Below are 26,051 nucleotides of genomic sequence, written 5' to 3' on the forward strand. Positions count from 1 at the left end.
AAAGAAAAAAGTAGAGAATATGAAAAGTTCAGCCAGTAGTCGAGTCTTAATATTAAGGGAATATAGGTATATTAAAATAGGTATTGAAGAGGTGAATTGTTGGATAAACAAGTATTTTTAATAAATAAAAAGTAGAAAGACTAGATAAAATGAATTATTATTTGTATCTTTGTCGCCCGATTTATATAGTATTGCGACTTGGGAAAACTTGCTACATATAAAATAGAATTGAAGAACATGAAGGAAAACTCAGCTCATTATGAGTTTTCACTGACAAATCAGTTCTTCGCAGATATTGATGCTCCGGAGATTCAAAAAGGAAAACTGCAGGTGCAGTTGGATGTGAAGAAAACAATGGGCATTTATGTCTTGAATTTCCATATTGAGGGTTCTGTAGTCGTGCCGTGCGATCGCTGCTTGGATGATATGGAGTTGCCGGTAGAAACGGATGACACATTGAAGGTAAAACTCGGACTCGAATTCTCGGACGAAGACGATATGGTGATTGTGCCAGAAGAAGACGGTTATATAAACGTCGCTTGGTTTATGTACGAGTTTATCGCATTGAGCATACCGATGAAGCATGTGCATGCTCCCGGAAAATGTAATAAAGGGATGATGGGAGCCTTGAACAAACATTTGCGTACTTCTGCGGATGAAGAAGATGAAATGGATGACTTCTTGGATGAGGAGGAAATGACAGATGAGCCTTCAGAAGCACGTGAGATAGATCCGAGATGGAACGAATTGAAGAAAATATTAGATAATAATTAAATAAAAGTTTAGAAAAATGGCACATCCTAAAAGAAGACAATCAAAAACGAGAACTGCGAAGAGAAGAACTCATGACAAGGCAGTTGCTCCTACTTTAGCTATTTGTCCGAACTGTGGCGAATGGCATGTTTATCACACAGTATGTGGGGCTTGTGGTTATTACAGAGGTAAATTAGCTATCGAAAAAGAAGCTGCTCTTTAATAACTTGACGCTTTGTAGAACATCTTTGCATGTTCCAGGGAAATTAAAGCCGGAGAGCCATTTTCGGCTCCCCGGCTGTTTTTTATAAGCCACGAAATTAAGAAATGATGGAAAAAATAAATGCTGTAATTACGGGAGTCGGTGGATATGTACCTGATTATGTCCTGACAAACGAAGAATTGTCGAGAATGGTTGACACCAACGATGAGTGGATTATGACTCGTATCGGGGTGAAAGAAAGACGTATCCTGAACGAAGAAGGTTTGGGAACTTCATATTTGGCCCGTAAGGCTGCCAAGCAGTTGATGCAGAAAACGGACTCAGATCCGGCTTCTATTGATTGCGTGATTGTAGCTACTACAACTCCTGACTATCATTTCCCTTCTACTGCTTCTATTCTTTGTGACAAACTGGGATTGAAGAATGCGTATGCATTTGACTTGCAGGCTGCTTGTAGCGGATTCTTGTATGCCATGGAAACTGCTGCCAGCATGATTCAGTCTGGTCGTCATAAAAAAATTATCATTGTAGGTGCAGATAAGATGTCTTCAATGGTGAACTATGGAGACCGCGCTACATGTCCGATTTTCGGTGACGGTGCTGCGGCTTGCATGGTAGAAGCTACAACAGAAGACTATGGTATCATGGATTCTATCTTGCGTACAGATGGTAAAGGACTTCCTTTCCTGCACATGAAAGCAGGTGGTTCGGTTTGTCCTCCTTCTTATTTTACAATCGACAATAAGATGCATTATCTGTATCAGGAAGGTAGAACGGTATTCAAATATGCTGTATCTAATATGTCTGACGTAACGGCTCAGATTGCAGAACGTAATGGTTTGAACAAGGACAATATCAACTGGATTGTACCTCATCAGGCAAATCTGCGAATCATTGATGCGGTTGCTTCTCGTTTGGAAGTTCCATTGGATAAGGTAATGATTAATATCCAGCGCTATGGTAACACCAGTGCCGGAACTTTGCCACTTTGCTTATGGGATTATGAAAAGCAACTGAAGAAGGGCGATAATATCATCTTCACTGCGTTTGGTGCAGGATTTACCTGGGGTGCCTGCTATGTGAAGTGGGGTTATGACGGAAATAAATAAAGAAAGAATTAACACTACAGATAAAAAAACGCATCCCAATCGATGCGTTTTTTTGTCTGTGAACTAATATTTACTTATGCACAAAGCCGGATTTGTGAATATTGTAGGTAATCCGAATGTCGGAAAATCTACTTTGATGAACTTGCTGGTGGGGGAACGCATCTCCATCGCGACTTTCAAGGCTCAGACAACTCGCCATCGTATTATGGGTATTCTTAATACGGAGGATATGCAGATTGTCTTCTCTGATACTCCGGGAGTATTGAAGCCTAACTATAAGCTTCAGGAGTCTATGCTCAACTTCTCGGAATCGGCATTGGTGGATGCAGACGTGTTGCTGTATGTCACTGATACGGTGGAAAAACCGGACAAGAATGCGGAGTTTATGGAAAAGGTGCGCAACTTGAAGGTGCCGGTTTTGTTGCTGATTAACAAGATTGACCTGACTAATCAGGAGGATTTGGTTAAATTGGTAGATGAATGGCACGAGATGCTGCCTGAAGCGGAAATTATTCCTATCTCTGCAATGGCCAAATTCAATGTGAATGTGGTGATGAAGCGTATTAAGGAGCTGTTGCCGGATTCTCCTCCTTATTTTGGAAAGGATCAATGGACGGATAAGCCTGCCCGTTTCTTTGTAACAGAGATTATTCGTGAAAAGATCTTGTTGTATTATGACAAGGAGATTCCTTATTCAGTAGAGGTCGTAGTAGAACAGTTCAAGGAAGACGAGAAAAGTATCCATATCAATGCGGTGATTTATGTGGAGCGTGATTCTCAGAAAGGTATTATTATCGGGCGTCAGGGAAAAGCCTTGAAGAAAGTGGCTACTGAAGCACGTAAGACGTTGGAACACTTTTTCCGTAAATCCATTTACCTGGAGACATTTGTTAAGGTGGATAAGGACTGGAGAAGCTCTGACAAGGAATTGAAAAATTTTGGTTATCAATTGGATTAATATCGGCTGCGAAGCCGTAAATGAAGATAATTATGGGAAATTTAGTTGCGATTGTGGGACGTCCCAATGTGGGAAAGTCGACACTGTTTAACCGTCTGACCAAGAGTCGTCAGGCGATTGTAAATGAACAGGCCGGTACAACCCGCGACCGACAGTATGGTAAGTCGGAATGGCTGGGAAAGGAATTCTCAGTAGTAGATACCGGAGGATGGGTGGTGAACTCGGACGATGTATTCGAGGAGGAAATTCGCAAACAGGTAATGCTGGCGATTGATGAAGCTGATGTCATTCTGTTTGTAGTAGACGTAATGAACGGAGTTACTGACTTGGATATGGAAGTAGCCGAAATCTTGCGCCGTTCCAAGACTCCTGTACTTTTAGTAGCAAATAAAACGGATAATAATGACCTGCAGTATAATGCGGCTGAGTTTTATTCTTTAGGCTTGGGCGATCCTTACTGTGTTTCTGCTTTGAGTGGAAGTGGTACAGGCGATTTGCTGGACTTGGTGTTGAGCAAGTTCAAGAAGGAAACCCCTGAAATTTTGGATGATGATATACCTCGCTTTGCTGTGGTAGGACGTCCGAATGCCGGAAAGTCGTCTATTATCAATGCTTTTATAGGAGAAGACCGTAATATTGTGACGGAAATTGCGGGTACCACGCGCGATTCTATCTATACCCGTTACAATAAGTTTGGTTTTGATTTCTATCTGGTCGATACAGCCGGTATCCGTAAAAAGAATAAAGTGAGCGAAGACCTGGAGTATTACTCTGTAATCCGCTCTATTCGTTCAATCGAAAATTCGGATGTATGTATTCTGATGCTGGATGCTACACGTGGTATTGAAGGTCAGGATTTGAACATCTTCTCTTTGATACAGCGAAACCAGAAAGGACTTGTGGTAGTTGTCAACAAATGGGACTTGATTGAGGATAAAACGGCTAAGGTAATGAAAGGATATGAAGATGCGATTCGCAATCGTCTGGCTCCTTTTACTGACTTTCCGATTGTCTTTACATCAGCATTGACAAAACAGCGTATTCTGAAAGTGCTTGAACTGGCGAAGGAAGTTTACCAGGCACGTACGACAAGAATCCCGACAGCTCGTCTGAACGAGGAACTTCTGCCGCTGATTGAGGCTTATCCGCCACCTTCAAATAAAGGAAAGTATATCAAGATTAAGTATATTACACAGTTGCCGAATACACAGGTTCCTTCATTTGTGTTCTTTGCCAACTTGCCGCAATACGTGAAAGAGCCTTACCGTCGTTTCCTTGAGAATAAGATTCGTGAACGCTGGAAGCTTTCGGGAACTCCGATAAACATCTTTATTCGTCAGAAATAAACGGTGAAACTATATAATCTCTTGTTGCTACTTGTGTAATACAAGGACAACAAGAGATTTTTTTGATAAAAATCAGCATTTTTCTTGTGTATTTAGAAAATTGTGTCTATCTTTGCACACGCAAACGAAAAACAAATGCCCAGATGGCGGAATCGGTAGACGCGCTGGTCTCAAACACCAGTGGAGTAACATCCATCCCGGTTCGACCCCGGGTCTGGGTACAGAGAGGTTGACTTGATTAAGTCAACCTTTTTTATTACCAATCAATTCTTATGCTCCATGAAAAATCGTATAGCAGAGCTTGATTATCTGAAATCCATCTTTATTTTATTGATGATAGTGTTTCATCTTGTATATATCGGTGACAAATATCCATACGCTAAAGCTTTGGTTTATACTTTCCACATGCCTGCTTTCTTGATTATTTCCGGCTATGTCATGAACATAGCCAAGGGGATACGTCCGTTTCTGCGTACGATGTGGTGGATTTTTATTCCATACGCTGTGATGGAAACAGGTTATGTCATCATGTCTGCTATTCTACCGGTTCGTGAATCAGTGGAGCATTTAAGTGTTTCTCTGTGGCTGGATAAATTGTTCTTGCATCCTTTGGGGCCCTATTGGTATCTTCATGCGTTGATGCTGTGTGGACTTGTTTATTTATTGGTGGACAAATTGGCTGGAAAGCGGAGTAATACTGTTTCCGTCTTAATTATACTGACTTTATGCTATGCCGTATTGTCAGCTTGTGGAATACTTTCTTTGATAAATGCGCTTTACTTTACCGCTGGAGTGGTTTTGAGACGGAGCTCACTTGACTTCCGTACTTTCTTTTCAGCTTCATTCTGGGCTTTGCTGCCTGTAATATGGTTGGCTGCTGATGAGACAAATCTGAATAAATCAACTCTTTCAGGGGCAGCTCTGACTTATCTGATGATTAGTTTTCTGTTGGCTGTATATCGCTGTTTCCCCGATTGTTTGAAAAGGGGATTGGGCTACATAGGCTCTCATACCTTTGTGCTGTTAGTGTTTTCTCCGGTATTTACAATGGCAGTGAAGCCTTTGGTACCTGTATTGGCTTTTGAACCTACCGGGATGCTCTTTTTATGTGTGTCCTTATGCTTCTGTGTAATCGGTTCGTTTGCGATAGCCTGGGTTATGGATAAGCTGAATTTATCCCGTTTCTTTTGGGGAAAAGCTCACATGCTTTCGTAGATAGACTTGGTTTGGTGACATCCTGTCAGTTCGTTGGAAAAAATGTGGTAAGAACTTTTCTGGCATCTTTTTTGTGGTTTATTTTATAGATGTTGAATTACTTACTTAAACACATAGAACTATGATTTCAGAAAAATTGCAAAATGCCATCAACGAGCAGATTACTGCGGAAATGTGGTCTTCTAACTTGTATTTGTCCATTTCTTTCTACTTGCAGAAAGAAGGTTTCGACGGTTTTGCTTCATGGATGCGTAAACAGTCACAAGAAGAATTGCAGCATGCTTATGATTTAGCTGATTATTTAGTTAAACGTGGTGGTGCAGCTAAAGTGGATAAAATTGATGTTGTTCCACAAGGATGGGGCAGCGTACAGGAAGTATTTGAACATGTATACAAGCACGAATGTCATGTATCCAGCTTAATTGACGAGTTGGTAAATGTCGCCTCTGAAGTAAAAGACAAAGCTTCACAGGATTTTTTGTGGGGATATGTTCGTGAACAGGTAGAAGAAGAAGCTACTGCACAGAACATTGTAGAGAAACTTAGAAAATGTGGCGATGCAGCTGGCATTCTGTATTTGGATGACAAATTGGGACAACGTAAGTAAACCACGTTTTTCATGAAATATTGATCCTGGATGGAAGCGGAATGATTTCTGCATCCATTCAGGATATTTTGTATCATAATTACACTATCCTTTTCGTTTTTCCACTATAAATTTTATCTTTGTCCCCCGTTATCAACCAATATTAGCGTCCGAAAAATGGGGGATTTTATATTAAGAGGGTGGAACTGGTGTCGTCGTTTCCGGCATCGTTGCGGATACGGAGTACATTCTCCTTCCGATTTCTTTTTTATTACGTTTGTCATTTACGAACGTTTGCCATTCTATGCCTATGCGCCATTGCATCACTTGAGACGTGTGGTGGCTTTTTTGCCTCATTATCGGGAAAAAGTCGATAAGTTCTTATTTCGTCTGATTAATCATCTACGGCCTTCTGTAGTATGGGAAGTGGGAACTGGCAGCGGAATAAGTACCCGTTATATGGCCGAAGCCAATGCAGGCATGCAGGTTTATACGTTCTCAGAACAATCGGAAGATGCAGTGAAACGGATTCTTTCCGGTAAATCTTCTATTGATTACCTGACCGGAAACTGTGAAGCAGATATGGATAGGTTGCTCAAGGAGGGTGTAAAGCCGGAAGTGGTACATATCGCCCATACTCCAGCGTATAAGGAAATGTTTGAACGACTGATTCCACTGGCAGGTAAACATACTTGTGTTATCATTGGTAATCCTTATGCTACTCCAGAGAAGAAAAGGTGGTGGAAGGAAGTTATAGCAGATCCTCGTACAGGAATTACATTCGACCTTTATGATGTCGGACTGGTATTTTTTGATAAAGAGCGTGTAAAGGAGCATCGTATCGTGAACTTTCTTTGACTTTAAGACCTTAAATATATGAAAATGATCAAGATTTATACCAAGACAGGTGATAAAGGTACCACTTCGCTGGTAGGAGGAGTACGTGTTTCAAAAGCAGATATACGTCTGGACGCATACGGAACCATAGATGAATTGAATTCTTTTATCGGATTATTGATTTCGGTAATGAAGGATGCAGAGCATGAAGAGTTATTGCGTTTTGTGCAGCATAAACTGTTTTCATTAGGCTCTTATCTGGCTACCGACTTGGAAAAGACTACTTTTCCGGTAGAGAGTCATATCTCAGTAGAGAACGTGCAGCGCCTGGAGCAGGCTATCGATGAGATAAACGCCTCTTTGCCATCGCTTGCAGGTTTTATCCTTCCGGGAGGGAGTTATCCGGCTTCCGTTTGTCATGTCTGTCGTACGGTCTGTCGTCGGGCAGAACGTCGGATTCAGGCCTTGGAAGAAAGTCTTTCCTATGAATTAGAGGAGCAGGCAAAGTGTTTTGTGAACCGATTGTCTGATTATCTGTTCGTTTTGTCACGTCGGTTAAACAATTTAACAGACGAAAGCGAAATTTATTGGGATAAGCGTTGCGAGTGAAGGAATTTGTTATATTTTTGCGAATCAATATAAAGAAGTAAAACTGTTTAAAATTATATACTATGTATTGGACATTGGAATTGGCCTCAAAGCTGGAAGATGCTCCTTGGCCAGCAACTAAAGACGAGTTAATTGACTATGCAATGCGTTCAGGTGCTCCATTGGAAGTTATCGAAAACTTGCAGGAAATGGAAGACGAAGGAGAAATTTATGAAAGTATAGAAGATATCTGGCCTGATTATCCGAGTAAAGAAGATTTCTTCTTCAACGAGGAAGAATATTAGCAGTCTTTAAATGGGTTAAATAATTGAATATCAACGCGATAAACAAGGTGTTTTGTTTGTCGCGTTGGTGTTTTATAGTCTCAGATGGTGCGGTTTGCTTGGACAAAATACATTTTTCGGAGGAAGAATCGGGATTTGTTTGGACAAAATTCATTACCTTTATAAAGGTTTGTGAGTTTTTGCTGCAGCCTTTACTTTTAATTAGTATTGGAAGAGCTGAACGACAATATCTTCATAACATAACAAATATTCAATATGATATATTTTTTTGACTCACTCGTTGAAACACTCCGTTCACATTGTAATAATGTAAAGCACCGTATCTGGATATGCACCCCATTTATTGGTGGCATAAAGGACGTCTTGCGTATTATTGGTGGCTCATGGAAGAGAAACGATATTGATTTCAGGGTTATAACAGATATAGAAACCGGATTTATACGGCAGGATACTTTTAATGAGTTCATCAACAACCATCCGAATTCTATCAGATCCTTAAAAAGTTTACATGCCAAGATTTATATCGTTGATGATTGGTGTTTGGTCTCTTCAGCCAATCTCACAGGAACAGCTTTCAGCAAAAGATATGAGATTGGAACAGATGACGTTAATATAAGTGAGGTTGAAACATTCTTCAATTCACTTTGGGAAAACAAAAAGACCAAACTTGTAACATCATGGAGCAAAGTAAAGAAACAATCCCAGATTGAATTTGAGGATGGAGATGTTGGCTATGATAAGTTGACAAATTTACCACCATACTCTGCGGGGATAGAGAAAATGGATAAGTATCTTGCACAATGCTCCAGATACAATGCTTTTGCCAAGACCTATGAAAAGGTTACAGGTCGATGCCAAGACATGGTCAATGATGGCTTTACTCTTCTCCAGGAAATCGATTATCTATTTGACTATCTTGAACATGTGAATTGTGTATCAAAAGGATTAACAAAAGTTCAGAAGCGTACTGAATCATCCCGAATTTCTTTAATCAAAAAATATTTTAAAGAAATATCTGAGTATTACAAATATAATCCAGATAGTGAACTTAGAAGGTATAATAGTTCTAAACTGGTCAAGAATTTAACTTCTCCATCAAGAATTAAGACAATCAATGCAAAAGAAGTTCGAGCAGTTCTGGACACATTCAATTGCTTTGGACTTGGAAGAAACATGCATGGACATGCCTCAAAATTTATCAGTGAAAATTCACTTGATGACATTAGGTATTATTGGGATGCTTTACTGAACCATGGAGATATAACAGGTGAAAAAGTAAATGAATGCTGTAAACTCCAACATTTCCGTGATTCAAGTGTTAGTGAACTGATAGCATGGCGATTCCCTGACAAATATCCAATCATGAACACATGCTCTAAGAAAGGGTTATGGTTTTTTGGAATTGATATATAGACCTGATTTATAAAGTTGGCAAACGAATTAAAATTATGTTGTTCAATTATGAGCTATAAATATAGAGAATTCAAAACACAAGAAGAGATAGACACTTTCTTTAGCAAACTGAGCAAACAATTAGGAGATGTTGCAAATCTAGATGAATATATCATAGATTGGTACAAAAAGGATGGTATAAAAATCTATGGTTATTTCCATGAGAACTCTCGTACTTTAATATGTTATGGTCAGACTATTTCTCCGGAAAAAGCTAAACTGCAAAGCAGGCCTGGTATTTTTGCAAAACTACCAAATTACGGCTCTAGTAGAATATATTTAGGACTTAAAGATCATTTAGGTAACGATCTGTTAGAGAATATGTATGAAGGAATAAACTTCTTCTATCAGACGGATATATATGCCTACTTTACAATAAAGAAATATGGTAAAGTTGGCATATTCAGATACTCAATTAACTCATCGGAAATTATAGTCCCCCCAAAATATGACTCTATATTTGATGCACGAGAATATACTTGGGGCTATATTATTGATGACAATGTCGGATTTATGTCTATAACTGGTCAAAAAATAACAGATGCCCAATATATTAATGAGGAAGGTTTTAACATATTTGTTGATGGTAAGGCTTTGACTCAGCTGAATAAACCTGAAACTTGTAAAGTTTATATAGATCATTATGGTAATGTTATAGATTTCTACTATGAAGAAGAAAGTACTTTTAGTGGAAATGGAACGGGTTATTATCCGTTTGGAGATTTACCTGATGTTTTGGATGCTTATGAGGGAGACAATTTAAATCTGTGGAATACTGATTAATTAGTTTATCTATTTCATTCCTCCCATCATCTCAGACCGTCTCAGACGGTGCGGTTTGTTTGCGCAATTTTCATTGATTATTGCATAATATATTGATAATCAATGTAGATAAACTTCTTCAACGAGGAAGAGTATTAATAGCTGTCAGGGCAGATTAAAAGATTAAATCTCAGCGGGATGAACAAAGTATATTTGTTTGTCCCGCTGATGTTTTATAGTATTCCATCGGACTTTCTCAATAAAAGTTATAAACACGCGTTTCTCTCAACTTGTTTGATTCAAAATTTGTTCTTATTACAAAATGCACTATTTTTGTGCACAAAGAAAAGAATTGATAACCCGTTATTTTGTGAATTATGAAAAGATTGCTGTTGATGGCGCTGGCTGCTGCCATGCTGACTCCGGCTTGTGGAAATAATGCTGGTAAAGAAACCAAGGCTGAAGTACAGGAGAGTGCAGCCGTACAAGCCAATGTTACTCATCTGACTAAAGCCGATTTCCAGGCCAAGGTATATAATTATGAGAAGAATCCGAAGGAATGGAAATACGAAGGTGATAAACCGGCTATTGTGGATTTCTATGCCACTTGGTGTGGTCCATGTAAGGCTATTGCTCCGGTACTGGAGAAACTGGCTGCGGAATATAAAGGGAAGATTGTGGTCTATAAGATTGATACGGATAAGGAACCTGAGTTGTCGGCAGCTTTTGGTATACGCAGCATCCCGACCCTTCTGTTCATTCCGGCAAAGGGAACTCCTCAGGTGGCGCAAGGAGCCTTGCCTGAAGAAGCTTTGAGAAAGACCATTGACGAATTTTTATTGGGAAAGAAGTAAACTTCTGATAAGAAAAAATGAAGAGGGCCTGAAGTCGTTGGAATTTCAGGCCCTTATTGTATATTTCTATCTGCGGTTACTGTCTTCAATTAATTCACGGATTGTCTGGTTCAGTTCCTTTTCTTTCAGAAGTTGCTCCAGTGTGAGGTGCATTCTCCATCGCCAGTAATGTCGTGGATGGGCCGGTATGTTAATGCGCTCTCCTTCTATATCCGGATTACGTAACTGCTCGTTGATGCTCATCCAGTCCTGCCATGCCAAAATGCAGAGCAGTGAAGGGCTTTTCAGGTGATGGAATACGATGTCCTTACAGAGCCATCCGGGAGCATGTACGGGAATCTCTCCCTGATGGTGCATTTCCTGATGATAGAAGCGCTCCGTGAGGGCTGGGTCTTCTTCCCACCATCCGCGGAAAGTGGACATGTCGTGCGTACCGATGGTGCATACCGACAGGAACGGATAGTTTTCAGGGTGTCCGAAGTCTTCGTACATTTGTTTGGGCATGCGTTGGATTTCAAGTGAGAGTATCTGCAACTGTCTCATTACCCATGGAACACATTCCGGAACCATGCCTAAATCTTCTCCGCATACTAACATAGGCGTGGACTGGGTGAGCACCGGAAGCTTTTTCATGGCTTCTTGATACCAGAATTCGTTGTGGCGCTGGTAGTAGTAATGATTGTACAAGTGGTTGAAAGCTCCCTGCTGTTTCCAGTTTAGTTGCTGGAACACGGAATCATTCTGTGCGGCAATTCTGGGATGGAGTTTCTCGGCGTCGTGGTGGTCTGTGACAAACAGCACGTTGCTGATCAGGGAATAAAGTCCTTCTTTTAGTTTCAGACTATCCTCGTCTTCTTTTCCATTGAAATAAGCTTCCATTTTTCGCTGGGTATCAAACTCCGGCAGTAATGCGTAGCCTCCTTTTCCGTTGGGCGTGATAAAATGTTGCCGTACGTACTCACTTTGTGCGCCGAAGACTTCTTCCAGCACCTTGTCGTTGATAAACGGCTGTGTCATGAACTCTCGGTCCAGATTCAGACCAAAGCTTCTGATTTCATCCATGCTCAGTGGAAGGGAAGGGGAGAACTGTCCGAGCAGACCGTGTACCGAATGGTCGGGAATTTCCCAGATGCGGAAAAATCCTAAGATATGGTCGATGCGGTAAGCTGTAAAGTATTCTGCCATCTTGGAGAAACGGCGGCGCCACCAACGGTAATTGTCTTTTTCCATCACTTCCCAGTTATAGGTTGGGAATCCCCAGTTTTGTCCGTTGACGGAGAAAGCATCGGGAGGAGCACCTGCCTGACCGTTGAGGTGGAAATAATGGGGTTCTACCCAGGCTTCTACGCTGGAACGGCTGATACCGATGGGGATGTCGCCTTTCAGCAGAATACCTTTTGCTCTGGCATACGTACTTACGGCGAGCAGCTGCACGTGCAACTGGTATTGCAGGTAATAGTAGAAGGCGATTTTTGTATAGGCTTTGTTTCCGGGCGTGCACAGTTTGGCTATTTCATCGGCTTCGTAGGTAGAATATTTCGGCCAGTGATTGAAGTCCGGTGTGCCATACGAGTCGCGCAGGTAGCAGAAAGCAGCATAAGGCTGAAGCCATTCCTCATTATGCTGGAAGAAATTCAGGAACTCTTCCGAGGCTAGTACTTTTTTCCCTTCCATCTGGTACACTTTCCTCAGGTAGTCCATCTTCAGTTTATTGGCCTTTTCATAATCCATCATGGGAAGGGAATTCACTTTGATGCGTGCTTTTTCGAACGCTTCTGCGGCTTTCTTGTCCTTCAGGGCAGGGAGCTGGCGAAGGTCGATGTACATCGGGTGAAAAGCGTAGATGGAGATGCTATTATAAGGATAAGAGTCAGTCCACGTGCCGCTCATTGTCGTGTCGTTGATGGGAAGAATCTGAATCGCTTTCTGTCCGGTCTCATCTGCCCAGTCGGCCAGTAGTTTCAGGTCACCGAAGTCGCCAACGCCGCAACTGCCTTCCGAGCGAAGGGAGAATACGGGAATGGCGCAGCCGGCTATCCGTTGCGGGGCATCGTCAAAGAACACTTCCGTTTCCATGGGCAGGTAGGTTTCTCCGCGTTGCAACGGTTGCAGAGGGAATATCCGGTTCGGGCGGGTTTCCCATTTTTCTACGGCTCCGGTCTCTTCATGAATGGCCACGAACTTATACTCAAAAGGATATTCTAATGAGGAGGCATCCAGTGTCAGGTGCCATACGTTGGGTTGTACTTCCTTCATTCGCAGCGGGCGGCAGTACTCCCAACTGCCCAGTGCCGCACAGCTACCGATGAGGCCCAGGCGCTGTCTGTGGGTACTCAGGCCTGGGCAAAGTGCGCGGAAGGTGATACACCTGCCGGTATTGTCAGACAATCGGGAAGGTTGCTCCAGCGCATACGTATTGTTGAAAGCCGATGTATAGCGGTAGGCATCTTGTGGCAGATCTCTCCAGCAGTCTTCTACGAGGTAGTGCTGTTGTTGCAGGTTGCCCGGATAGAACGAATGGGGGATGGCGCCAAATTCCTGGCGTACAAGGGTTCCTTGACGGCTTACGGCATAACGGTAGCAAATAGGTTCGGAAGGGTGAAAGTCGAATTCTGCCTTTCCGGTCCATTCTTCTCCGTTGCGGGTAGTCATTTCTACGGTATGTTGTATGTGATTCTGGCTGAGAAGCACGCACAGGCTTTCTCCCCAGACTGTACGGTATTGTATGCGAAAAGTAATTTTCATATCTTATGTATTAGTTGTGGCTCATAGTTTTGTCCAAAAATAATGAATCTCATGGATTCATGCAAATAAAAAACCTCCGGATGTCCTTTCGACTTCCGGAGGTTCCCTCGTGTAAGATGTGAGGATGGATTTAATAATAATGAATTAAAAAATGAGATTATGCGTCGATATTTGCATACGTCGCATTTTTCTCGATAAATTCACGGCGTGGACCTACATCGTCGCCCATTAGCATGGAGAATATATAGTCGGCTTCGGCCGCGTTTTCGATATTTACCTGTTTCAGGATACGGGTTTCCGGATTCATGGTCGTTTCCCACAGCTGTTCCGGATTCATTTCACCCAAACCTTTGTAACGCTGGGTGTGGATGCCTTGTTCGTTTCCTTCACCATATTTCTGGATGAAAGCCTGACGGGCTTCGTCTGTATAGCAGTATTCGCTGATTTTACCCTTGCTGCATTTGTACAACGGAGGAGTAGCGATATACAAGTGACCACCCTGAACTACTTCAGGCATATAGCGGTAGAACAATGTCATAATCAGTGTGTCGATGTGAGAACCATCAACGTCGGCATCGGTCATGATGATGACCTTGTGGTAGCGCAGCTTGTCAATGTTAGCCTTCTTGCTGTCTTCTTCACCGTCTACACCAAAACGTACGCCCAGCGCCTGAATGATGTTGTTTACTTCATCGCTTTCGAACGCTTTGTGCCACATGGCTTTTTCCACGTTCAGAATCTTACCGCGCAATGGCAGGATGGCCTGGAACTGACGGCTTCTTCCTTGCTTGGCTGAACCACCTGCAGAATCACCCTCGACGAGGAAGAGTTCGCATTCTTCGGCTACACGGCTGGAGCAGTCGGCCAGTTTTCCCGGCAGTCCGCCGCCGCCCATCGGACTTTTACGCTGAACCGATTCGCGGGCCTTGCGGGCAGCCACACGTGCGGTAGCAGCCAGTACCACTTTGTCGACAATAATCTTTGCTTCTTTCGGATGTTCTTCCAGGTAATAAGTCAGGGCTTCTCCCACAGCTTGATTCACAGCACCGCTCACTTCGTTGTTACCCAACTTGGTCTTGGTCTGCCCTTCAAACTGAGGTTCCGATACTTTTACAGAAATCACGGCAATCAGTCCTTCGCGGAAGTCTTCACCTGAGATTTCCACCTTAGCTTTTTCAAGAGCCTTGCTCTCTTCTGCATATTTCTTCAATACACGGGTCAGTGCCATACGGAATCCGGCTTCGTGTGTACCACCTTCGATGGTGTTGATGTTGTTCACATACGAGTGAAGGTTTTCGCGGAATCCGGTGTTGTACATAATGGCGCACTCGATGGGAATACCCTGTTTTTCGGTATTCAAGTAGATTACGTCATCAATAAGCGGTGTATTGTTGGAGTTCAGAAAACGTACGAATTCTTTTACGCCTTCTTCTGAGTGGAATTTTTCCTGCTTGTAAGAACCATCTTCCTCCTTTACGCGCTTGTCGGTCAGGGTGATAGTGATTCCTTTGTTCAGGTAAGCCAGCTCGCGCATGCGGGCCTGAAGAATGCTGTATTTATATTCAGTTACGGTGAAGATACTTCCATCCGGCCAGAAAGTCTGGCGTGTACCGGTAATGTCGGTTGGGCCCACTTCTTTTACGGCATACAGCGGTTTTCCGCATTCATATTCCTGCTGGTAGATTTTTCCGTTGCGGAATACGTTGGTGGTCATGTGAGTAGACAAGGCGTTCACACAAGATACCCCCACACCGTGCAGACCTCCGGAAACCTTATAGGAACCTTTGTCGAACTTACCTCCGGCATGAAGCACGGTCATTACGACTTCGAGGGCTGATTTTTTTTCTTTTTCGTGGAAATCGACCGGAATACCGCGACCGTTGTCTTGTACGGTAATCGAGTTGTCTTCGTTGATAGTTACTTCTATATGTGTACAATAACCGGCAAGGGCTTCGTCAATGGAGTTGTCCACTACCTCGTAGACCAGGTGATGCAAGCCTTTTTCGCTGATGTCGCCGATATACATGGCGGGGCGTTTACGAACGGCCTCCAGTCCTTCCAGCACCTGGATACTGCTGGCCGAGTAGTTGCTTCCGCTGTTCTGTGTCAGTTCTTCACTCATGTTTTTTCTTCGTTTTTTTAAGCTTTCAAAGATACTAAAAAAACTGGAACGAAGCGATTTTCAGCACTCTAAAAATCGTGAAAAAGACATGAATCGAATCTATACGACAAAAGGCCAGATGTAATCATCCAGCCTTAATATCTTTCTTGCGTCAAGCGTAGACTTAAGCCAATTTGCTGATGTGAGCAGCCAGTTTAGACTTCAAGTTAGCAGCCTTGTTCGCGTGGATAATGTTGCGCTTAGCCAGCTTATCCAACATTTTCTGTACACTAGGATACAATGCAACAGCTTCAGCTTTGTCTGTAGTTGCACGAAGTTTCTTCACTGCGTTACGCATTGTCTTAGCATAATATCTGTTGTGAAGTCTTCTTTTTTCTTCCTGTCTGATTCTTTTAATAGATGATTTGTGATTTGCCATCTCGACTAATCTTTAATATTGTTCTTGATTTTTGTTTATTATGTAGCCCGTGGGGGAATCGAACCCCCCTTTCAAGAATGAAAATCTTGCGTCCTAACCGATAGACGAACGGGCCATCCTTTATTTCAGGAAGAACTCCTGAAGTCTCACGAGGATACATATCTCTCGTTTGCGGATGCAAAGGTAGGAAGAATTTTGAAATCTCCAAAATATTCGCATCTTTTTTTATCAAATTTGTTGCGTTTTTCTTTATCTCCCTCCATTAAGAGGGATTCTTTTTGTTGTTTTCTATGTTTCCCATAGCCAAACTCTATGTTTCTCTTTCGTAAGACTTACGGTTCCGCCTTGAAAAACGTAGGTTTCGCGGGAAGGAAACATAAAAAGTGTCTCGTGGTGTGAAGAAAAAGTTTACGGGTTTTGTTTGTTTTGTATAAGGACTTTTTCTATCTTTCGTCCGCAAAAATAGATTTTATATTTAGGATAATTTGAAAGATGGAATGCTGTAAATTAAGGTCCGTCGGCCTGTATAATGGAAAGGTCTGTCTGGCAGAATGGGGAGATAAAGAAGGGGAGCCTTCTTCTTTCCAGGTGTTGGCTGAGTGTACGGAATTAGCGTATGTGCGTTTACGTACGTTGGAGGCGGTGGCCTCTTTTCGTTTTTTAGAGAGGGCTCTTGCCGTGATGGCGCATTATGACATGCCTGTTTTTGCCATGGCTTCTTCGGCCGGAAGTTTTTCTGTAGTGACGGGGGCGGATGCTTCTGCTTTGCAGAACGTTTGTAAGGAACTTTCCGTATTTGCGGAAGTGACGGTAGAGAAAGAGGTGGAAGTGATATGTGTACAAGAGACGGATGAGCGCAAAGGGAAGATGTCGGAAAAAAGTCTGGTGACTTTGCTAAAGGATATTCCTTTGCTGATGGTATCTTCTGAGGAAGGTTCGGGCAGTGTTTCGCTGGCGGTACGGAGAAAGGACCGTGACAAAGTGCTGAATTTGTTCTTTTCTTGCTGATATGTTGCAGAAGTTGGATGGAGTAGTGCTGCACGTAGTCAGGTACAGTGACAAATCGAATATTGTGCATATCTATACTTGTCAGCATGGAAGTATGTCGTTTGTGATACCTGCCACGCGTTCGCGCAAGTCGCTGGTAAACGGGGCGTTGTTTCGTCCGCTTTCCCTGGTTGAGGTAGAAGCCGATGTGCGTTCCCGTACTTCTTTACCTCCGGTGAAGGAAGCAAGATTGTCTTATCCGTTGGAGTCGGTGCCTTACGATCCGTACAAATTAAGTATCGCGATGTTTTTGGCTGAGTTCTTGTCGCATGCCTTACGCGAGGAAGGGAAGAACGAACCGCTGTTTGCTTATTTGGTGTCGTCTATTCGCTGGCTGGATGCCTGCCGGAGTGATTATGCTAATTTTCACCTGGTGTTTCTGATCAGGTTGTCCAGGTTCTTGGGTTTTTATCCTAATCTGGAAGATTATCGGGAAGGTAGCTGGTTTGATATGCTGAATGCATGTTTCGTAGAGAACAAGCCTTTGCATGGCATCTGTCTGTCTCCTGAGGAGTCGTCGCACATCTGCCAGTTGGCACGTATGAATTATGAAACGATGTTTCTTTTCGGTATGAACCGTATGGAGCGGCAGCGTTGCCTGACTGTGATGATGGAATATTATCGTCTGCATCTTCCGGAATTCCCTGAACTGAAATCGCTTGATGTGCTGAAGGAACTTTTTGCTTGATGTGCGATAATGATAGAATAAGAAAAACGGGACTCTCCTTTCATTTGAGAAAAGAGAATCCCGTTTTTTTGATGGAGATATGAATGAGATTATCCCAGCAATTCTTTTACTTTGACAGAAATTGCTCTACCTTCAGCCAGACCAGCCAGTTCTTTAGAAGCTACTCCCATCACTTTACCCATGTCTTTTCCGCTGGTAGCACCTACACGGGCAATGATTTCTTTCAGTTTAGCTTCCAGTTCTTCCGGAGAAAGCTGTTTCGGAAGGTATGCTTCAATCACGCGTACCTGAGCCATTTCCTCTTCTGCCAGGTCAGCGCGGCCTTGTCCTTCGTATACGGAAGCCGAATCTTTTCCTTGTTTCACCAGTTTTTGCATGATTTTCAGGGCTGCATCATCGGTCAGGGTATCGTTGGCACCCGGAGCGGTTTTTGCTTCCAGAAAACATTTCTTTACGTTGCGCAAAGTCTCTAGTCTGACTTTGTCTTTGGCTTTCATTGCCTCTTTGATATCGTTGCTAATCTGTTCAAATAAATCCATATTCATTATAAAGTTTAAATGTTGTCCTCTTTGTGATGTTTAGAAAGTAATCGTCATGGAGCCGGTGTTGTTTGTAGCTTCCGGTTCCGGTGCAATCTTTTCTTCTGTAGTCGCTTTTGAACGGATATTCTCCAGTTCCATCTTGGTGCGCTTGTAGGTAGGGGTTGTTTCTACCATGCTGATGATGTCATCGTTGGCCAAGTCTTCCTGACTGAAGATGTAGATATTCGGACGTTTTTTGCGAATGCTGCTCTTCAGGATGCTCTTTCCGTAGTAGTCGCTTCGACGTTCGTCCTTCTTTTGCTCTTCTTCTTCCAGATCGTCCAGGCGTTTCTGCTCTTCAAGTGAACGCTGTTTGAGTACATTGTCCATGCCCGGAACGTCTTTGATACCGAATCCCGTAGCCAGAATGGTGAATTTCACTTTGTTTTCCAGTGTTTCATCAGTGTAAAGACCCCATTTGGTTTCTACGTCCTTGCCAAACTTGCTCATGAATTCATGGATTTCATCCATTTCACCCATCATCAGTTCGCTGTTCGGACTATAGGTAATTACGAACAACACTTTCTTGGAGTTGAAAATATCGTTGTTGTTCAGCAGCGGGGAATGAAGGGCATCGGTAATAGCCTGTGTAACTCTTCCTTCGCCTTCTCCGTATCCTGTACTCATGATTGCTACACCACCGTCCTTCAACACGGTTTTCACATCGTTGAAGTCCAGGTTGATGATACCTCTCAAGGTAATGATTTCTGCAATACTCTTTGCGGCGATAGACAGCGTGTCGTCTGCCTTTCCAAAGGCATTCATTACACTGATGTCAGAATATACATCGCGCAGGCGTTCGTTGTTGATAACCAGCAGGGCATCCACATGCTTGCTCATTTCTTCCACTCCGTCAAGAGCCTGGTCGATTTTCTTGTTACCTTCGAACAGGAAAGGAATGGTCACGATACCTACGGTCAGGATTTCCATGTCCTTAGCCGTTTTGGCAATGATAGGAGCCGCACCGGTTCCGGTTCCACCACCCATACCAGCTGTGATGAATGCCATGCGGCATCCATCGTTCAGCATATTCTTGATGTCTTCGATGCTTTCTTCAGCAGCAGCACGTGCCTTGGCCGGACGGTTTCCGGCACCTAGTCCTTCGCTACCCAATTGTAGTTTCCGGAGTACGGGTGATTCTTCCAGTGCCTGGTTATCCGTGTTGCAGACCACAAATGTCACATCATGGATACCTTCTTTGTACATGTGGTTAACGGCATTGCCACCGCCGCCACCCACACCAATTACTTTTATTATATGTGGAGAGTCTTTCGGAAAATCGAAAGGTACCATTGTTTCGTCTGACATAATCCTAATATGTTTATGTAAATGAATAATCAGTTATCTTTTAATATTTCATCAGAAAGGTTTGTAACTTTCTTGGCAAAGAGGTCAAACCAACTGTTCTCTTTTTTCTCCTTGTTGATTTTCTTCTCCAATTCATTCAGTTCTTCTTCCTTTTCAGCGAGGTGCATGCGCCGTGCATTTTCTACTTCCTTCAATGCTGCTTTGTATTTTTTCTTGCTGAGAAGTAGACTGGCTTCTTCTACGTATGCGGTATATTCTTCCAATCGTTTACGGTTACGTTCTTCTTCCTGACGTTTTTTCTCTTCATTGATTTTGCGAATACGTTCGGCTTCTTCTTCCGCTTTTCGTCTGGCTTCTTCTGCCTGAATACGTTCAGCTTCTTTGCGTTTAGCTTCTTCTTCCTTTTCTTTTATTTCGTCAATGAAGTCCAGTTGATGTCCTTTCCGTGGGTCAATCTTAAGGCAATTTTCTTTTCCTTCTGCCAAGAGTCCGATGTGTGTGTTTTGTGTACCGTCTTTCGGTAACTGTATGGCACCGGTTAAAGTGATATTTCCACCTTTTGCGATACGGATTTTTTCAATTTTGGTAATTTGCTTGAACGCTTCATCCATATTGGGCATATTAGATGCTCCACCGGTGAGAACCAGCCCCGCCAGCAGTTTGTCACCGTATTCGGACACCATAATCTGATTCCATACATTGGAAATAATCTCGTTGATACGAGCCTCAACAATGTATTCAAGTTTATGAGCAGGAACGGAACATTTACCTTCAATGCTATATTCTTGTTCATCCACAGCTTCGTCATCTTCTGTCGGAGGAGTCAGGGCGCATCCGTAGCGTATTTTCAATTGTTCTGCATCTTCTTCTTCGATTTGTAAGCTACAAATATCTTTAGTGATGTTGTTACTTCCCAATGGAATAACTGCCAGGTGACGCAGGATATTGTTTTTATATACGGCCACGGTAGTTGTATCAGCTCCTAAATCGACGAGTGCACAACCTGAGCGTTTTTCACTGTCGGTTAGAACTACATTGGCGGTAACGACCGGAGACAGGAAGTAATCTGCTATTTCATACTTAGTCTGGTTGAAGCATTTGGTAATTCTATCTTTGAGCGTATGGTGTGCGATAATATTCAAATAACGCCCTTCAATACGGTCTGCTGAAATACCGACAGGTTCAGTCAGCAGATTGTTTCCTACTTTGTATTCCTGCGGTTCCACATCCAGGATTTCCTGATCTATCAGAGAGATTTCCCGGTTGCTTTCCATGAGTGATTCAATCAGCGCCTGTGATATTTTAGTTTCTTCTCCTAATTGTTTGGTTACATTATTACGTGTACTCCGTATGGATTGTCCGCCTATTCCTACATAGACTTTTTTGATAGAAGCTTGCAAATCTTCCTCTAGCTTCTGGATAATGGAGACTAGTACCTGTGTGGTTTTGTCCAAATTGAAGATTGCTCCTTTTTTGATGCAATCTGATGAAGGAGTATTGGCATAGGCAAGAATCTGAATGCTTCCATCTGCATTCTTTTTGCCGGCGATTCCTGTAATGTGAGTCGAACCCAGTTCGATAGCTGCTATAAAATCTGTTACTGCCATATCTTAGTCTTCTTTTTTTGTTCCGATAATTTGATTGTTAAACTCAATACTGATCCGCTCATATTTGTTCCAGCCGATACGGTTGAGCACTTTGCTGTAAAACGTTTGCAATTTACTGAATTTTTCTTCAAAATCAGTGGCTTTCCCTAAAAAAAGAATGTGATCGCCTACTCGGGGAACAATTTCCAGTTCTTTTTTAGGGGTTACGTTTATCTGCTCTACTTGAGCCTTCCAAAACGGGTTGCGCTGTAGGTATAGTCCTAGTTCATATAATTCTTGCTGAGCAAATTTCCGGTCGATAAATCCTGTGGCAACTGCTACATGAATAGGCTTGCCTGTGGCATTCATAATTTTTCCGGAATGATCAATGTAGTAATTGTCCCCATTGCTGCTCATGACTCGTAAGAGGGGGATACGTTGGTAGATTTCGACTCCAACTTTTCCTCCTGAGGTAAGATAGCATTCAGCTCTGCTGATGAAGGGATGTTGTGAAAGGGTCTCTTCCAACTGGCGGACATTGATTGTGCCAATACGCTTTTCTCCCGGATATAGTTTCTTTTGCTTTAGTAACTTGGTTACTTCTGCTTCAGTAATAAAACCGTAGTCAATGCTGTCTTTGACAACCAATTCCATACCCTTGCAGACCTGATTTTCGGGTTTGCGGTTAAATACGGTAACAGCTACTACAAGATAAATAGAAACCATTACAAGAATGCAGAGTATGAGAATTCGTTTAATCATCTATCTTTTAGTAATTCATAAATTTGTGGAACGTAATTGTCAATATCTCCAGCTCCAAGCGTAATAAGTACGTCCAGTTTTTTATTTTTCAGCACTTCCATAATCTGCTCTTTGGAACACATGCTTTTTTCTATGCCCGGTCGTAAATTGTCATAAATAAGTTGACTGCTTACTCCAGGAATAGGAGCCTCTCTGGCTGGGTAGATATCCAAAAGAATCACTTCGTCTAATAATGACAGACTATCGGCAAAATCCTGATAGAAATCACGGGTACGCGTGTAAAGATGCGGTTGGAATACAGCCGTGATTTTCCGGTTAGGATATAATTTACGGATAGAACTTACGCTCTGCCGGATTTCTTCCGGATGATGTGCATAGTCACTTAGAAAGACAATGTGTGAGTTCTTTATCTTGAAATCAAAGCGACGGTCCACACCTCTGAACTGTGGCATTGCAGCCTTTATTTCTTCTGTGGTGGCACCTCCGATTTGTGCTAAAGCCATAGCGGCAATACCGTTTTCAATATTGACAAAGACTGGTACTCCTAGCTGCACGTTGGTGATGTTGCCTAAAGGAGATATGTAGTCGAAATAAATTTCACCGTCATCAATACGGATATTTTCAGCATGGAAGTCTCCTTTTTCGGTAGAGTAGGTGTACACGGTAACTCCCGGCTGTACATCAGGTTTCAGTTCCAGTCCTTCCTTAATAATCAGGTATCCGTCCGGACGGATAAGTGAGGTGTATTTACGGAAACTTTCCAGATAAGCTTCGTGCGTACCGTAAATGTCCAGATGGTCTGAATCGGTGGCGGTAATTACCGTAGCATACGGAGTCAGCCAGTGGAATGAGCGGTCGAATTCGTCTGCTTCGATAACTACGTAGTCACTTTTATCCGATAATAACAGATTGGTCTGGTAGTTCTTGGAAATACCTCCTAAAAATGCATTGCATCCCACGTGCGAATGGTCCATCAAGAAAGCGGCCATGGTAGAGGTGGTCGTTTTTCCATGGGTTCCGGCTACGCACATTCCTTTCTCAGTCTGAGTCAACATTCCCAGTACTTGGGCACGTTTGTGAATCTCAAACTGATGTTCCTGGAAATAAACTAATTCTTGATGGCTTGCAGGGATAGCAGGGGTATAGACCACCAGTGTGGTTTCCGGATGAAGAAATGCTTCTGGAATGAGAGATACACTCTCTTCATAATGAATGGCTGCTCCTTCTGCAATCAGTTTCTCTGTCAGCTCGCTTGGAGTGCGGTCATAACCGCCTACTTTTTTCCCTTTTGACAGGAAATAACGTACCAGGGCACTCATGCCTATGCCTCCGGCCCCAATGAAGTAGACTGCTTGTATGGTATTAATGTTCATGACTTTCTTTATATTTTAATGCTAGCTTGCAGACTTCCTTTGCGATGATGTTAGCAGAGTCTTTAATAGCCAGCTTGGTAATGTTGCTACTTAATTCTTTCAATAAATCCGGTTTGTGAACCGTCTCAATAGCTGTATCCAGCAATTTTTGAGTCGCCTCATTATCTTTAATGTAAAGTGCCGCATTTTTGTTGACAAGTGCCAGTGCATTTTTGGTCTGGTGGTCTTCTGCCACATTGGGAGAAGGTACCAGGATGACTGGTTTGCCTAGCAGGCAGAACTCAGAAATAGAACCAGCACCTGCACGGCTGATCACTACATCTGCAGCACTATAAGCTGCAGCCATATCGGATATGAAGTCGGTTACGTGTAACATCGGAAGTTCTCCGTAAGCCTTTACAGCTTGTTTGGCCTCATTGATATAGATTTTTCCAGTCTGCCAGATAAATTGCACTTCTGATTCTTTGATCTTGTCGAATTCCTGCATCATGCAGTTGTTGATTGTACGTGCTCCCAGGCTGCCTCCGATAATTAGAATGGTCTTTTTCTCTGGGTCTAATCCGAACGAGCGGATGGCTTCTTCACGTGATATGTTTTTGTTCAACAATCCTTGTCTGACTGGATTTCCAGTCAGAATGATTTTGTTTTTATCAAAGAACCGTTCCATTCCTTCGTATGCCACGCAGATCTTTTCAGCTTTTTGAGCTAATAACTTATTAGTGACTCCGGCATAAGAGTTTTGTTCCTGTATCAGCGTGGGAATACCCATCATGCCTGCCATTTTCAAGGTAGGACCACTGGCATAGCCTCCTACGCCTACAGCAGCATGAGGTTTGAAGTTCTTTATGATTTTACGGGCCATCAGCTGACTTTTGAATAACTTGATAAGTACGCTGATGTTTTTTAATAAATGTTTTCTGTCAAATCCAGCGACCGGTAATCCGATAATCTTGTAACCTGCGGCAGGAACGCGTTGCATTTCCATTCGTCCTTCTGCTCCGATAAACAAAATCTCAGTGTCCGGATATAATTCCTTTATGGCGTTGGCTATGGAAACGGCGGGAAAAATATGTCCTCCCGTGCCACCTCCACTTACTATGATGCGTAATTTTTCTTCCATATTCTTATGTGATTTACCTGCAAAGGTAAGAATAAACTTTTAAACGGATTTCTCCTGTGGTATGATATTATTTTCGGGAGCAACCTCCTGAGGCTGTATCGTTTGTTGTGCGAGCAACTCTTCTTCTCGTTGACGTTTCAAGTCATTTACATATCGGCTGATGCTTAGAATCATTCCAATGTAGACGCAATTTACAAGAGTTGAAGTACCTCCTTTACTGATGAGTGGCAAAGGCTGTCCGGTGACAGGCATGATTCCTACAGCTACCAGCATGTTAAATGTGGCCTGCAACACAAGCAGAATCCCAATGCCCGTAACGAGAAATACGTAATATGACTTGTCACAATTCCTGGCTATTTTGGCAATTCTCATCAGAAGCAGGATGTAAAGAATGGCTACGAAAGCTCCTCCTACAAGTCCCAATTCTTCTATGATGATGGCATAGATAAAGTCAGAAAAAGCTTGTGACAAGAAATCGCGCTGCACGCTGTTTCCCGGGCCTTTCCCTAAAATATGGCTGCTTGCAATGGCTATATTGGCATGGGCTATCTGTGCGTCATTGTCAATGTCAAATTTTGCAGCCGGTATTTCACTTTCATCAAAATGGTTGTTTAAACGGCTCTGCCAAGTTACCATACGGTGAAGACCAATTTTATCCCAGGCTTCTCCTGGAATATATTTGATAGTTCCTACACCAATGATGATGCAGGCAATACCGATACCAGCAAGTAATCCGAGTTGCTTGAAAGGAACTCTCCCTACAAACATGAGAAGAAAAACACTTCCCGCCAACAGAACTGCTGTAGAAAGGTTTTCACTCACAATGAGTCCACAAGTTGCAGCCGTAATACCGCATATATACTTAAATGCTTTTTTGTTGGCTCCATTTTCTTCCTGCATGCGCGAAAGAATGAATGCGACGGTAATGATGGTTGCCATTTTTGCGACTTCTGAGGGCTGGAACTGAATGAAACCTAAATCAATCCATCGTTTGGCACCGTTGGTAAGAGCACCAATCACGAATACGGCTATCAGTAATCCCCATGAGATCGGTAGCAAGGCAATAAAAGTTTTAAACCAGCGGCAGGGAATATTATGCACAATCCATACAGCGATGGTACCAACCATCAGCAATGTCAGATGGTTGGTAATCGGCCCCCAGTGGTCTCCACTTTTATAGGTAAGCGTACTGGATGCACTGAATACCTCTACAATGGATATCAAGCAGAGGAACAGATAAATAATCCAGATAGCTTTATCCCCTTTAAAAAAGTTTTTTAGCAAATCCATGTGCTATGATTCTAACTTTTTAA

The 26,051-nt window shown here is 42.6% G+C and carries 25 protein-coding genes and 2 tRNA genes; 16 read left to right on the forward strand and 11 right to left on the reverse strand.

Annotated elements, in window-relative coordinates:
* The first annotated feature begins 237 nt into the window (after positions 1-237).
* The 14 genes from WKT20_RS11495 to trxA all read left to right on the forward strand — a co-directional run bounded on the left by WKT20_RS11495 (position 238) and on the right by trxA (position 10,988).
* Complete coding sequence (locus WKT20_RS11495) at positions 238-774, forward strand: YceD family protein (protein WP_022052394.1); 537 nt, start codon at positions 238-240, stop codon at positions 772-774.
* 16 nt (positions 775-790) lie between these two features.
* Entirely contained in the window at positions 791-976 is a 186-nt protein-coding gene (gene rpmF, locus WKT20_RS11500) for a 50S ribosomal protein L32 (protein ID WP_007559879.1), read from the forward strand.
* A gap of 107 nt (positions 977-1,083) precedes the next feature.
* Positions 1,084-2,085, forward strand: a complete 1,002-nt coding sequence (locus WKT20_RS11505) for a beta-ketoacyl-ACP synthase III (protein ID WP_040312523.1) — start codon at positions 1,084-1,086, stop codon at positions 2,083-2,085.
* A gap of 76 nt (positions 2,086-2,161) precedes the next feature.
* Positions 2,162-3,043, forward strand: coding sequence for a GTPase Era (gene era, locus WKT20_RS11510; RefSeq protein ID WP_117702842.1), 882 nt, complete (start codon positions 2,162-2,164; stop codon positions 3,041-3,043).
* Between the two features lie 32 nt (positions 3,044-3,075).
* Positions 3,076-4,389: a ribosome biogenesis GTPase Der gene (der, locus tag WKT20_RS11515; protein ID WP_118166015.1), complete on the forward strand. Its 1,314-nt coding sequence runs from the start codon at positions 3,076-3,078 to the stop codon at positions 4,387-4,389.
* Between the two features lie 137 nt (positions 4,390-4,526).
* A tRNA-Leu gene (locus WKT20_RS11520) sits at positions 4,527-4,610 on the forward strand.
* Positions 4,611-4,668: 58 nt separating this feature from the next.
* Positions 4,669-5,604: an acyltransferase gene (locus tag WKT20_RS11525; protein WP_340417394.1), complete on the forward strand. Its 936-nt coding sequence runs from the start codon at positions 4,669-4,671 to the stop codon at positions 5,602-5,604.
* 121 nt (positions 5,605-5,725) lie between these two features.
* Complete coding sequence (locus WKT20_RS11530) at positions 5,726-6,211, forward strand: ferritin (RefSeq protein WP_117702844.1); 486 nt, start codon at positions 5,726-5,728, stop codon at positions 6,209-6,211.
* A 156-nt stretch (positions 6,212-6,367) separates the two neighbouring features.
* Positions 6,368-7,048: a hypothetical protein gene (locus WKT20_RS11535; RefSeq protein WP_182423983.1), complete on the forward strand. Its 681-nt coding sequence runs from the start codon at positions 6,368-6,370 to the stop codon at positions 7,046-7,048.
* Between the two features lie 18 nt (positions 7,049-7,066).
* Positions 7,067-7,636, forward strand: a complete 570-nt coding sequence (locus WKT20_RS11540; protein WP_117702845.1) for a cob(I)yrinic acid a,c-diamide adenosyltransferase — start codon at positions 7,067-7,069, stop codon at positions 7,634-7,636.
* Positions 7,637-7,698: 62 nt separating this feature from the next.
* Positions 7,699-7,920 (forward strand): DUF2795 domain-containing protein, encoded by a 222-nt coding sequence (locus WKT20_RS11545; RefSeq protein WP_002558131.1) that lies wholly within the window; start codon positions 7,699-7,701, stop codon positions 7,918-7,920.
* Between the two features lie 255 nt (positions 7,921-8,175).
* Positions 8,176-9,333 (forward strand): phospholipase D family protein, encoded by a 1,158-nt coding sequence (locus WKT20_RS11550; RefSeq protein ID WP_304324353.1) that lies wholly within the window; start codon positions 8,176-8,178, stop codon positions 9,331-9,333.
* A 48-nt stretch (positions 9,334-9,381) separates the two neighbouring features.
* Complete coding sequence (locus tag WKT20_RS11555) at positions 9,382-10,155, forward strand: hypothetical protein (protein ID WP_022161925.1); 774 nt, start codon at positions 9,382-9,384, stop codon at positions 10,153-10,155.
* A gap of 356 nt (positions 10,156-10,511) precedes the next feature.
* Positions 10,512-10,988 (forward strand): thioredoxin, encoded by a 477-nt coding sequence (gene trxA, locus WKT20_RS11560; RefSeq protein ID WP_340417395.1) that lies wholly within the window; start codon positions 10,512-10,514, stop codon positions 10,986-10,988.
* Positions 10,989-11,054: 66 nt separating this feature from the next.
* On the opposite strand, the gene WKT20_RS11565 is transcribed toward trxA, so the two are convergent.
* The 4 genes from WKT20_RS11565 to WKT20_RS11580 form a co-directional block, all read right to left on the reverse strand.
* Positions 11,055-13,733: a 4-alpha-glucanotransferase gene (locus WKT20_RS11565; protein WP_340417396.1), complete on the reverse strand. Its 2,679-nt coding sequence runs from the start codon at positions 13,731-13,733 to the stop codon at positions 11,055-11,057.
* 157 nt (positions 13,734-13,890) lie between these two features.
* The gene (gene gyrB / locus WKT20_RS11570; protein ID WP_117702848.1) at positions 13,891-15,855 is read right to left on the reverse strand and encodes a DNA topoisomerase (ATP-hydrolyzing) subunit B; all 1,965 of its coding nucleotides are present in this window, start codon (positions 15,853-15,855) and stop codon (positions 13,891-13,893) included.
* A 163-nt stretch (positions 15,856-16,018) separates the two neighbouring features.
* On the reverse strand, positions 16,019-16,273 hold the full coding sequence (gene rpsT, locus WKT20_RS11575) for a 30S ribosomal protein S20 (protein ID WP_007559907.1): 255 nt from the start codon (positions 16,271-16,273) through the stop codon (positions 16,019-16,021).
* A gap of 43 nt (positions 16,274-16,316) precedes the next feature.
* A tRNA-Glu gene (locus tag WKT20_RS11580) sits at positions 16,317-16,388 on the reverse strand.
* Positions 16,389-16,765: 377 nt separating this feature from the next.
* Here WKT20_RS11580 and WKT20_RS11585 point away from each other — a divergent pair.
* Together WKT20_RS11585 and recO are read left to right on the forward strand one after the other, a co-directional pair.
* The gene (locus WKT20_RS11585) at positions 16,766-17,281 is read left to right on the forward strand and encodes a hypothetical protein (RefSeq protein WP_340417397.1); all 516 of its coding nucleotides are present in this window, start codon (positions 16,766-16,768) and stop codon (positions 17,279-17,281) included.
* Between the two features lies 1 nt (position 17,282).
* On the forward strand, positions 17,283-18,008 hold the full coding sequence (gene recO / locus WKT20_RS11590) for a DNA repair protein RecO (RefSeq protein WP_007559912.1): 726 nt from the start codon (positions 17,283-17,285) through the stop codon (positions 18,006-18,008).
* Positions 18,009-18,097: 89 nt separating this feature from the next.
* Here recO and WKT20_RS11595 read toward each other — a convergent pair whose 3' ends face one another.
* From WKT20_RS11595 to WKT20_RS11625, 7 genes are read right to left on the reverse strand one after another with little or no spacing between them, the layout of a single operon-like run.
* The gene (locus WKT20_RS11595) at positions 18,098-18,547 is read right to left on the reverse strand and encodes a GatB/YqeY domain-containing protein (protein ID WP_117702868.1); all 450 of its coding nucleotides are present in this window, start codon (positions 18,545-18,547) and stop codon (positions 18,098-18,100) included.
* A 39-nt stretch (positions 18,548-18,586) separates the two neighbouring features.
* Complete coding sequence (gene ftsZ / locus WKT20_RS11600; RefSeq protein ID WP_117702850.1) at positions 18,587-19,897, reverse strand: cell division protein FtsZ; 1,311 nt, start codon at positions 19,895-19,897, stop codon at positions 18,587-18,589.
* Between the two features lie 29 nt (positions 19,898-19,926).
* Positions 19,927-21,504, reverse strand: a complete 1,578-nt coding sequence (gene ftsA, locus WKT20_RS11605; RefSeq protein WP_117702851.1) for a cell division protein FtsA — start codon at positions 21,502-21,504, stop codon at positions 19,927-19,929.
* Positions 21,505-21,507: 3 nt separating this feature from the next.
* Complete coding sequence (locus WKT20_RS11610) at positions 21,508-22,245, reverse strand: cell division protein FtsQ/DivIB (RefSeq protein WP_007559919.1); 738 nt, start codon at positions 22,243-22,245, stop codon at positions 21,508-21,510.
* Entirely contained in the window at positions 22,242-23,618 is a 1,377-nt protein-coding gene (gene murC, locus WKT20_RS11615; RefSeq protein ID WP_340417398.1) for a UDP-N-acetylmuramate--L-alanine ligase, read from the reverse strand. Before murC ends, WKT20_RS11610 begins: the two co-directional genes overlap by 4 nt.
* Positions 23,608-24,738 carry an undecaprenyldiphospho-muramoylpentapeptide beta-N-acetylglucosaminyltransferase gene (gene murG / locus WKT20_RS11620; protein ID WP_117702854.1) on the reverse strand — a complete coding sequence of 377 codons (1,131 nt, stop codon included), beginning with the start codon at positions 24,736-24,738 and terminating at the stop codon, positions 23,608-23,610. The genes murC and murG overlap by 11 nt, the downstream gene beginning before the upstream one ends.
* Before the next feature lie 39 nt (positions 24,739-24,777).
* Entirely contained in the window at positions 24,778-26,028 is a 1,251-nt protein-coding gene (locus tag WKT20_RS11625) for an FtsW/RodA/SpoVE family cell cycle protein (protein WP_007559925.1), read from the reverse strand.
* Positions 26,029-26,051: the final 23 nt, after the last annotated feature.

This window comes from Phocaeicola sp. ICN-14070, assembly GCF_037892625.1.
In the GTDB taxonomy this organism is placed as follows: Bacteria; Bacteroidota; Bacteroidia; order Bacteroidales; family Bacteroidaceae; genus Phocaeicola; species Phocaeicola plebeius.

Coding starts and splice junctions, on each gene's coding strand:
- rpmF (WP_007559879.1), top strand. CDS start 791: ATGGCACATCCTAAAAGAAGACAATCAAAAACGAGAACTGCGAAGAGA.
- WKT20_RS11555 (WP_022161925.1), top strand. CDS start 9,382: ATGAGCTATAAATATAGAGAATTCAAAACACAAGAAGAGATAGACACT.
- WKT20_RS11595 (WP_117702868.1), bottom strand. CDS start 18,547: ATGGATTTATTTGAACAGATTAGCAACGATATCAAAGAGGCAATGAAA.
- WKT20_RS11535 (WP_182423983.1), top strand. CDS start 6,368: ATGGGGGATTTTATATTAAGAGGGTGGAACTGGTGTCGTCGTTTCCGG.
- WKT20_RS11585 (WP_340417397.1), top strand. CDS start 16,766: ATGGAATGCTGTAAATTAAGGTCCGTCGGCCTGTATAATGGAAAGGTC.
- ftsZ (WP_117702850.1), bottom strand. CDS start 19,897: ATGTCAGACGAAACAATGGTACCTTTCGATTTTCCGAAAGACTCTCCA.
- WKT20_RS11530 (WP_117702844.1), top strand. CDS start 5,726: ATGATTTCAGAAAAATTGCAAAATGCCATCAACGAGCAGATTACTGCG.
- WKT20_RS11495 (WP_022052394.1), top strand. CDS start 238: ATGAAGGAAAACTCAGCTCATTATGAGTTTTCACTGACAAATCAGTTC.
- WKT20_RS11540 (WP_117702845.1), top strand. CDS start 7,067: ATGAAAATGATCAAGATTTATACCAAGACAGGTGATAAAGGTACCACT.
- WKT20_RS11610 (WP_007559919.1), bottom strand. CDS start 22,245: ATGATTAAACGAATTCTCATACTCTGCATTCTTGTAATGGTTTCTATT.
- ftsA (WP_117702851.1), bottom strand. CDS start 21,504: ATGGCAGTAACAGATTTTATAGCAGCTATCGAACTGGGTTCGACTCAC.
- gyrB (WP_117702848.1), bottom strand. CDS start 15,855: ATGAGTGAAGAACTGACACAGAACAGCGGAAGCAACTACTCGGCCAGC.
- WKT20_RS11505 (WP_040312523.1), top strand. CDS start 1,084: ATGGAAAAAATAAATGCTGTAATTACGGGAGTCGGTGGATATGTACCT.
- WKT20_RS11525 (WP_340417394.1), top strand. CDS start 4,669: ATGAAAAATCGTATAGCAGAGCTTGATTATCTGAAATCCATCTTTATT.
- era (WP_117702842.1), top strand. CDS start 2,162: ATGCACAAAGCCGGATTTGTGAATATTGTAGGTAATCCGAATGTCGGA.
- WKT20_RS11545 (WP_002558131.1), top strand. CDS start 7,699: ATGTATTGGACATTGGAATTGGCCTCAAAGCTGGAAGATGCTCCTTGG.
- recO (WP_007559912.1), top strand. CDS start 17,283: ATGTTGCAGAAGTTGGATGGAGTAGTGCTGCACGTAGTCAGGTACAGT.
- WKT20_RS11565 (WP_340417396.1), bottom strand. CDS start 13,733: ATGAAAATTACTTTTCGCATACAATACCGTACAGTCTGGGGAGAAAGC.
- WKT20_RS11625 (WP_007559925.1), bottom strand. CDS start 26,028: ATGGATTTGCTAAAAAACTTTTTTAAAGGGGATAAAGCTATCTGGATT.
- murC (WP_340417398.1), bottom strand. CDS start 23,618: ATGAACATTAATACCATACAAGCAGTCTACTTCATTGGGGCCGGAGGC.
- der (WP_118166015.1), top strand. CDS start 3,076: ATGGGAAATTTAGTTGCGATTGTGGGACGTCCCAATGTGGGAAAGTCG.
- WKT20_RS11550 (WP_304324353.1), top strand. CDS start 8,176: ATGATATATTTTTTTGACTCACTCGTTGAAACACTCCGTTCACATTGT.
- murG (WP_117702854.1), bottom strand. CDS start 24,738: ATGGAAGAAAAATTACGCATCATAGTAAGTGGAGGTGGCACGGGAGGA.
- trxA (WP_340417395.1), top strand. CDS start 10,512: ATGAAAAGATTGCTGTTGATGGCGCTGGCTGCTGCCATGCTGACTCCG.
- rpsT (WP_007559907.1), bottom strand. CDS start 16,273: ATGGCAAATCACAAATCATCTATTAAAAGAATCAGACAGGAAGAAAAA.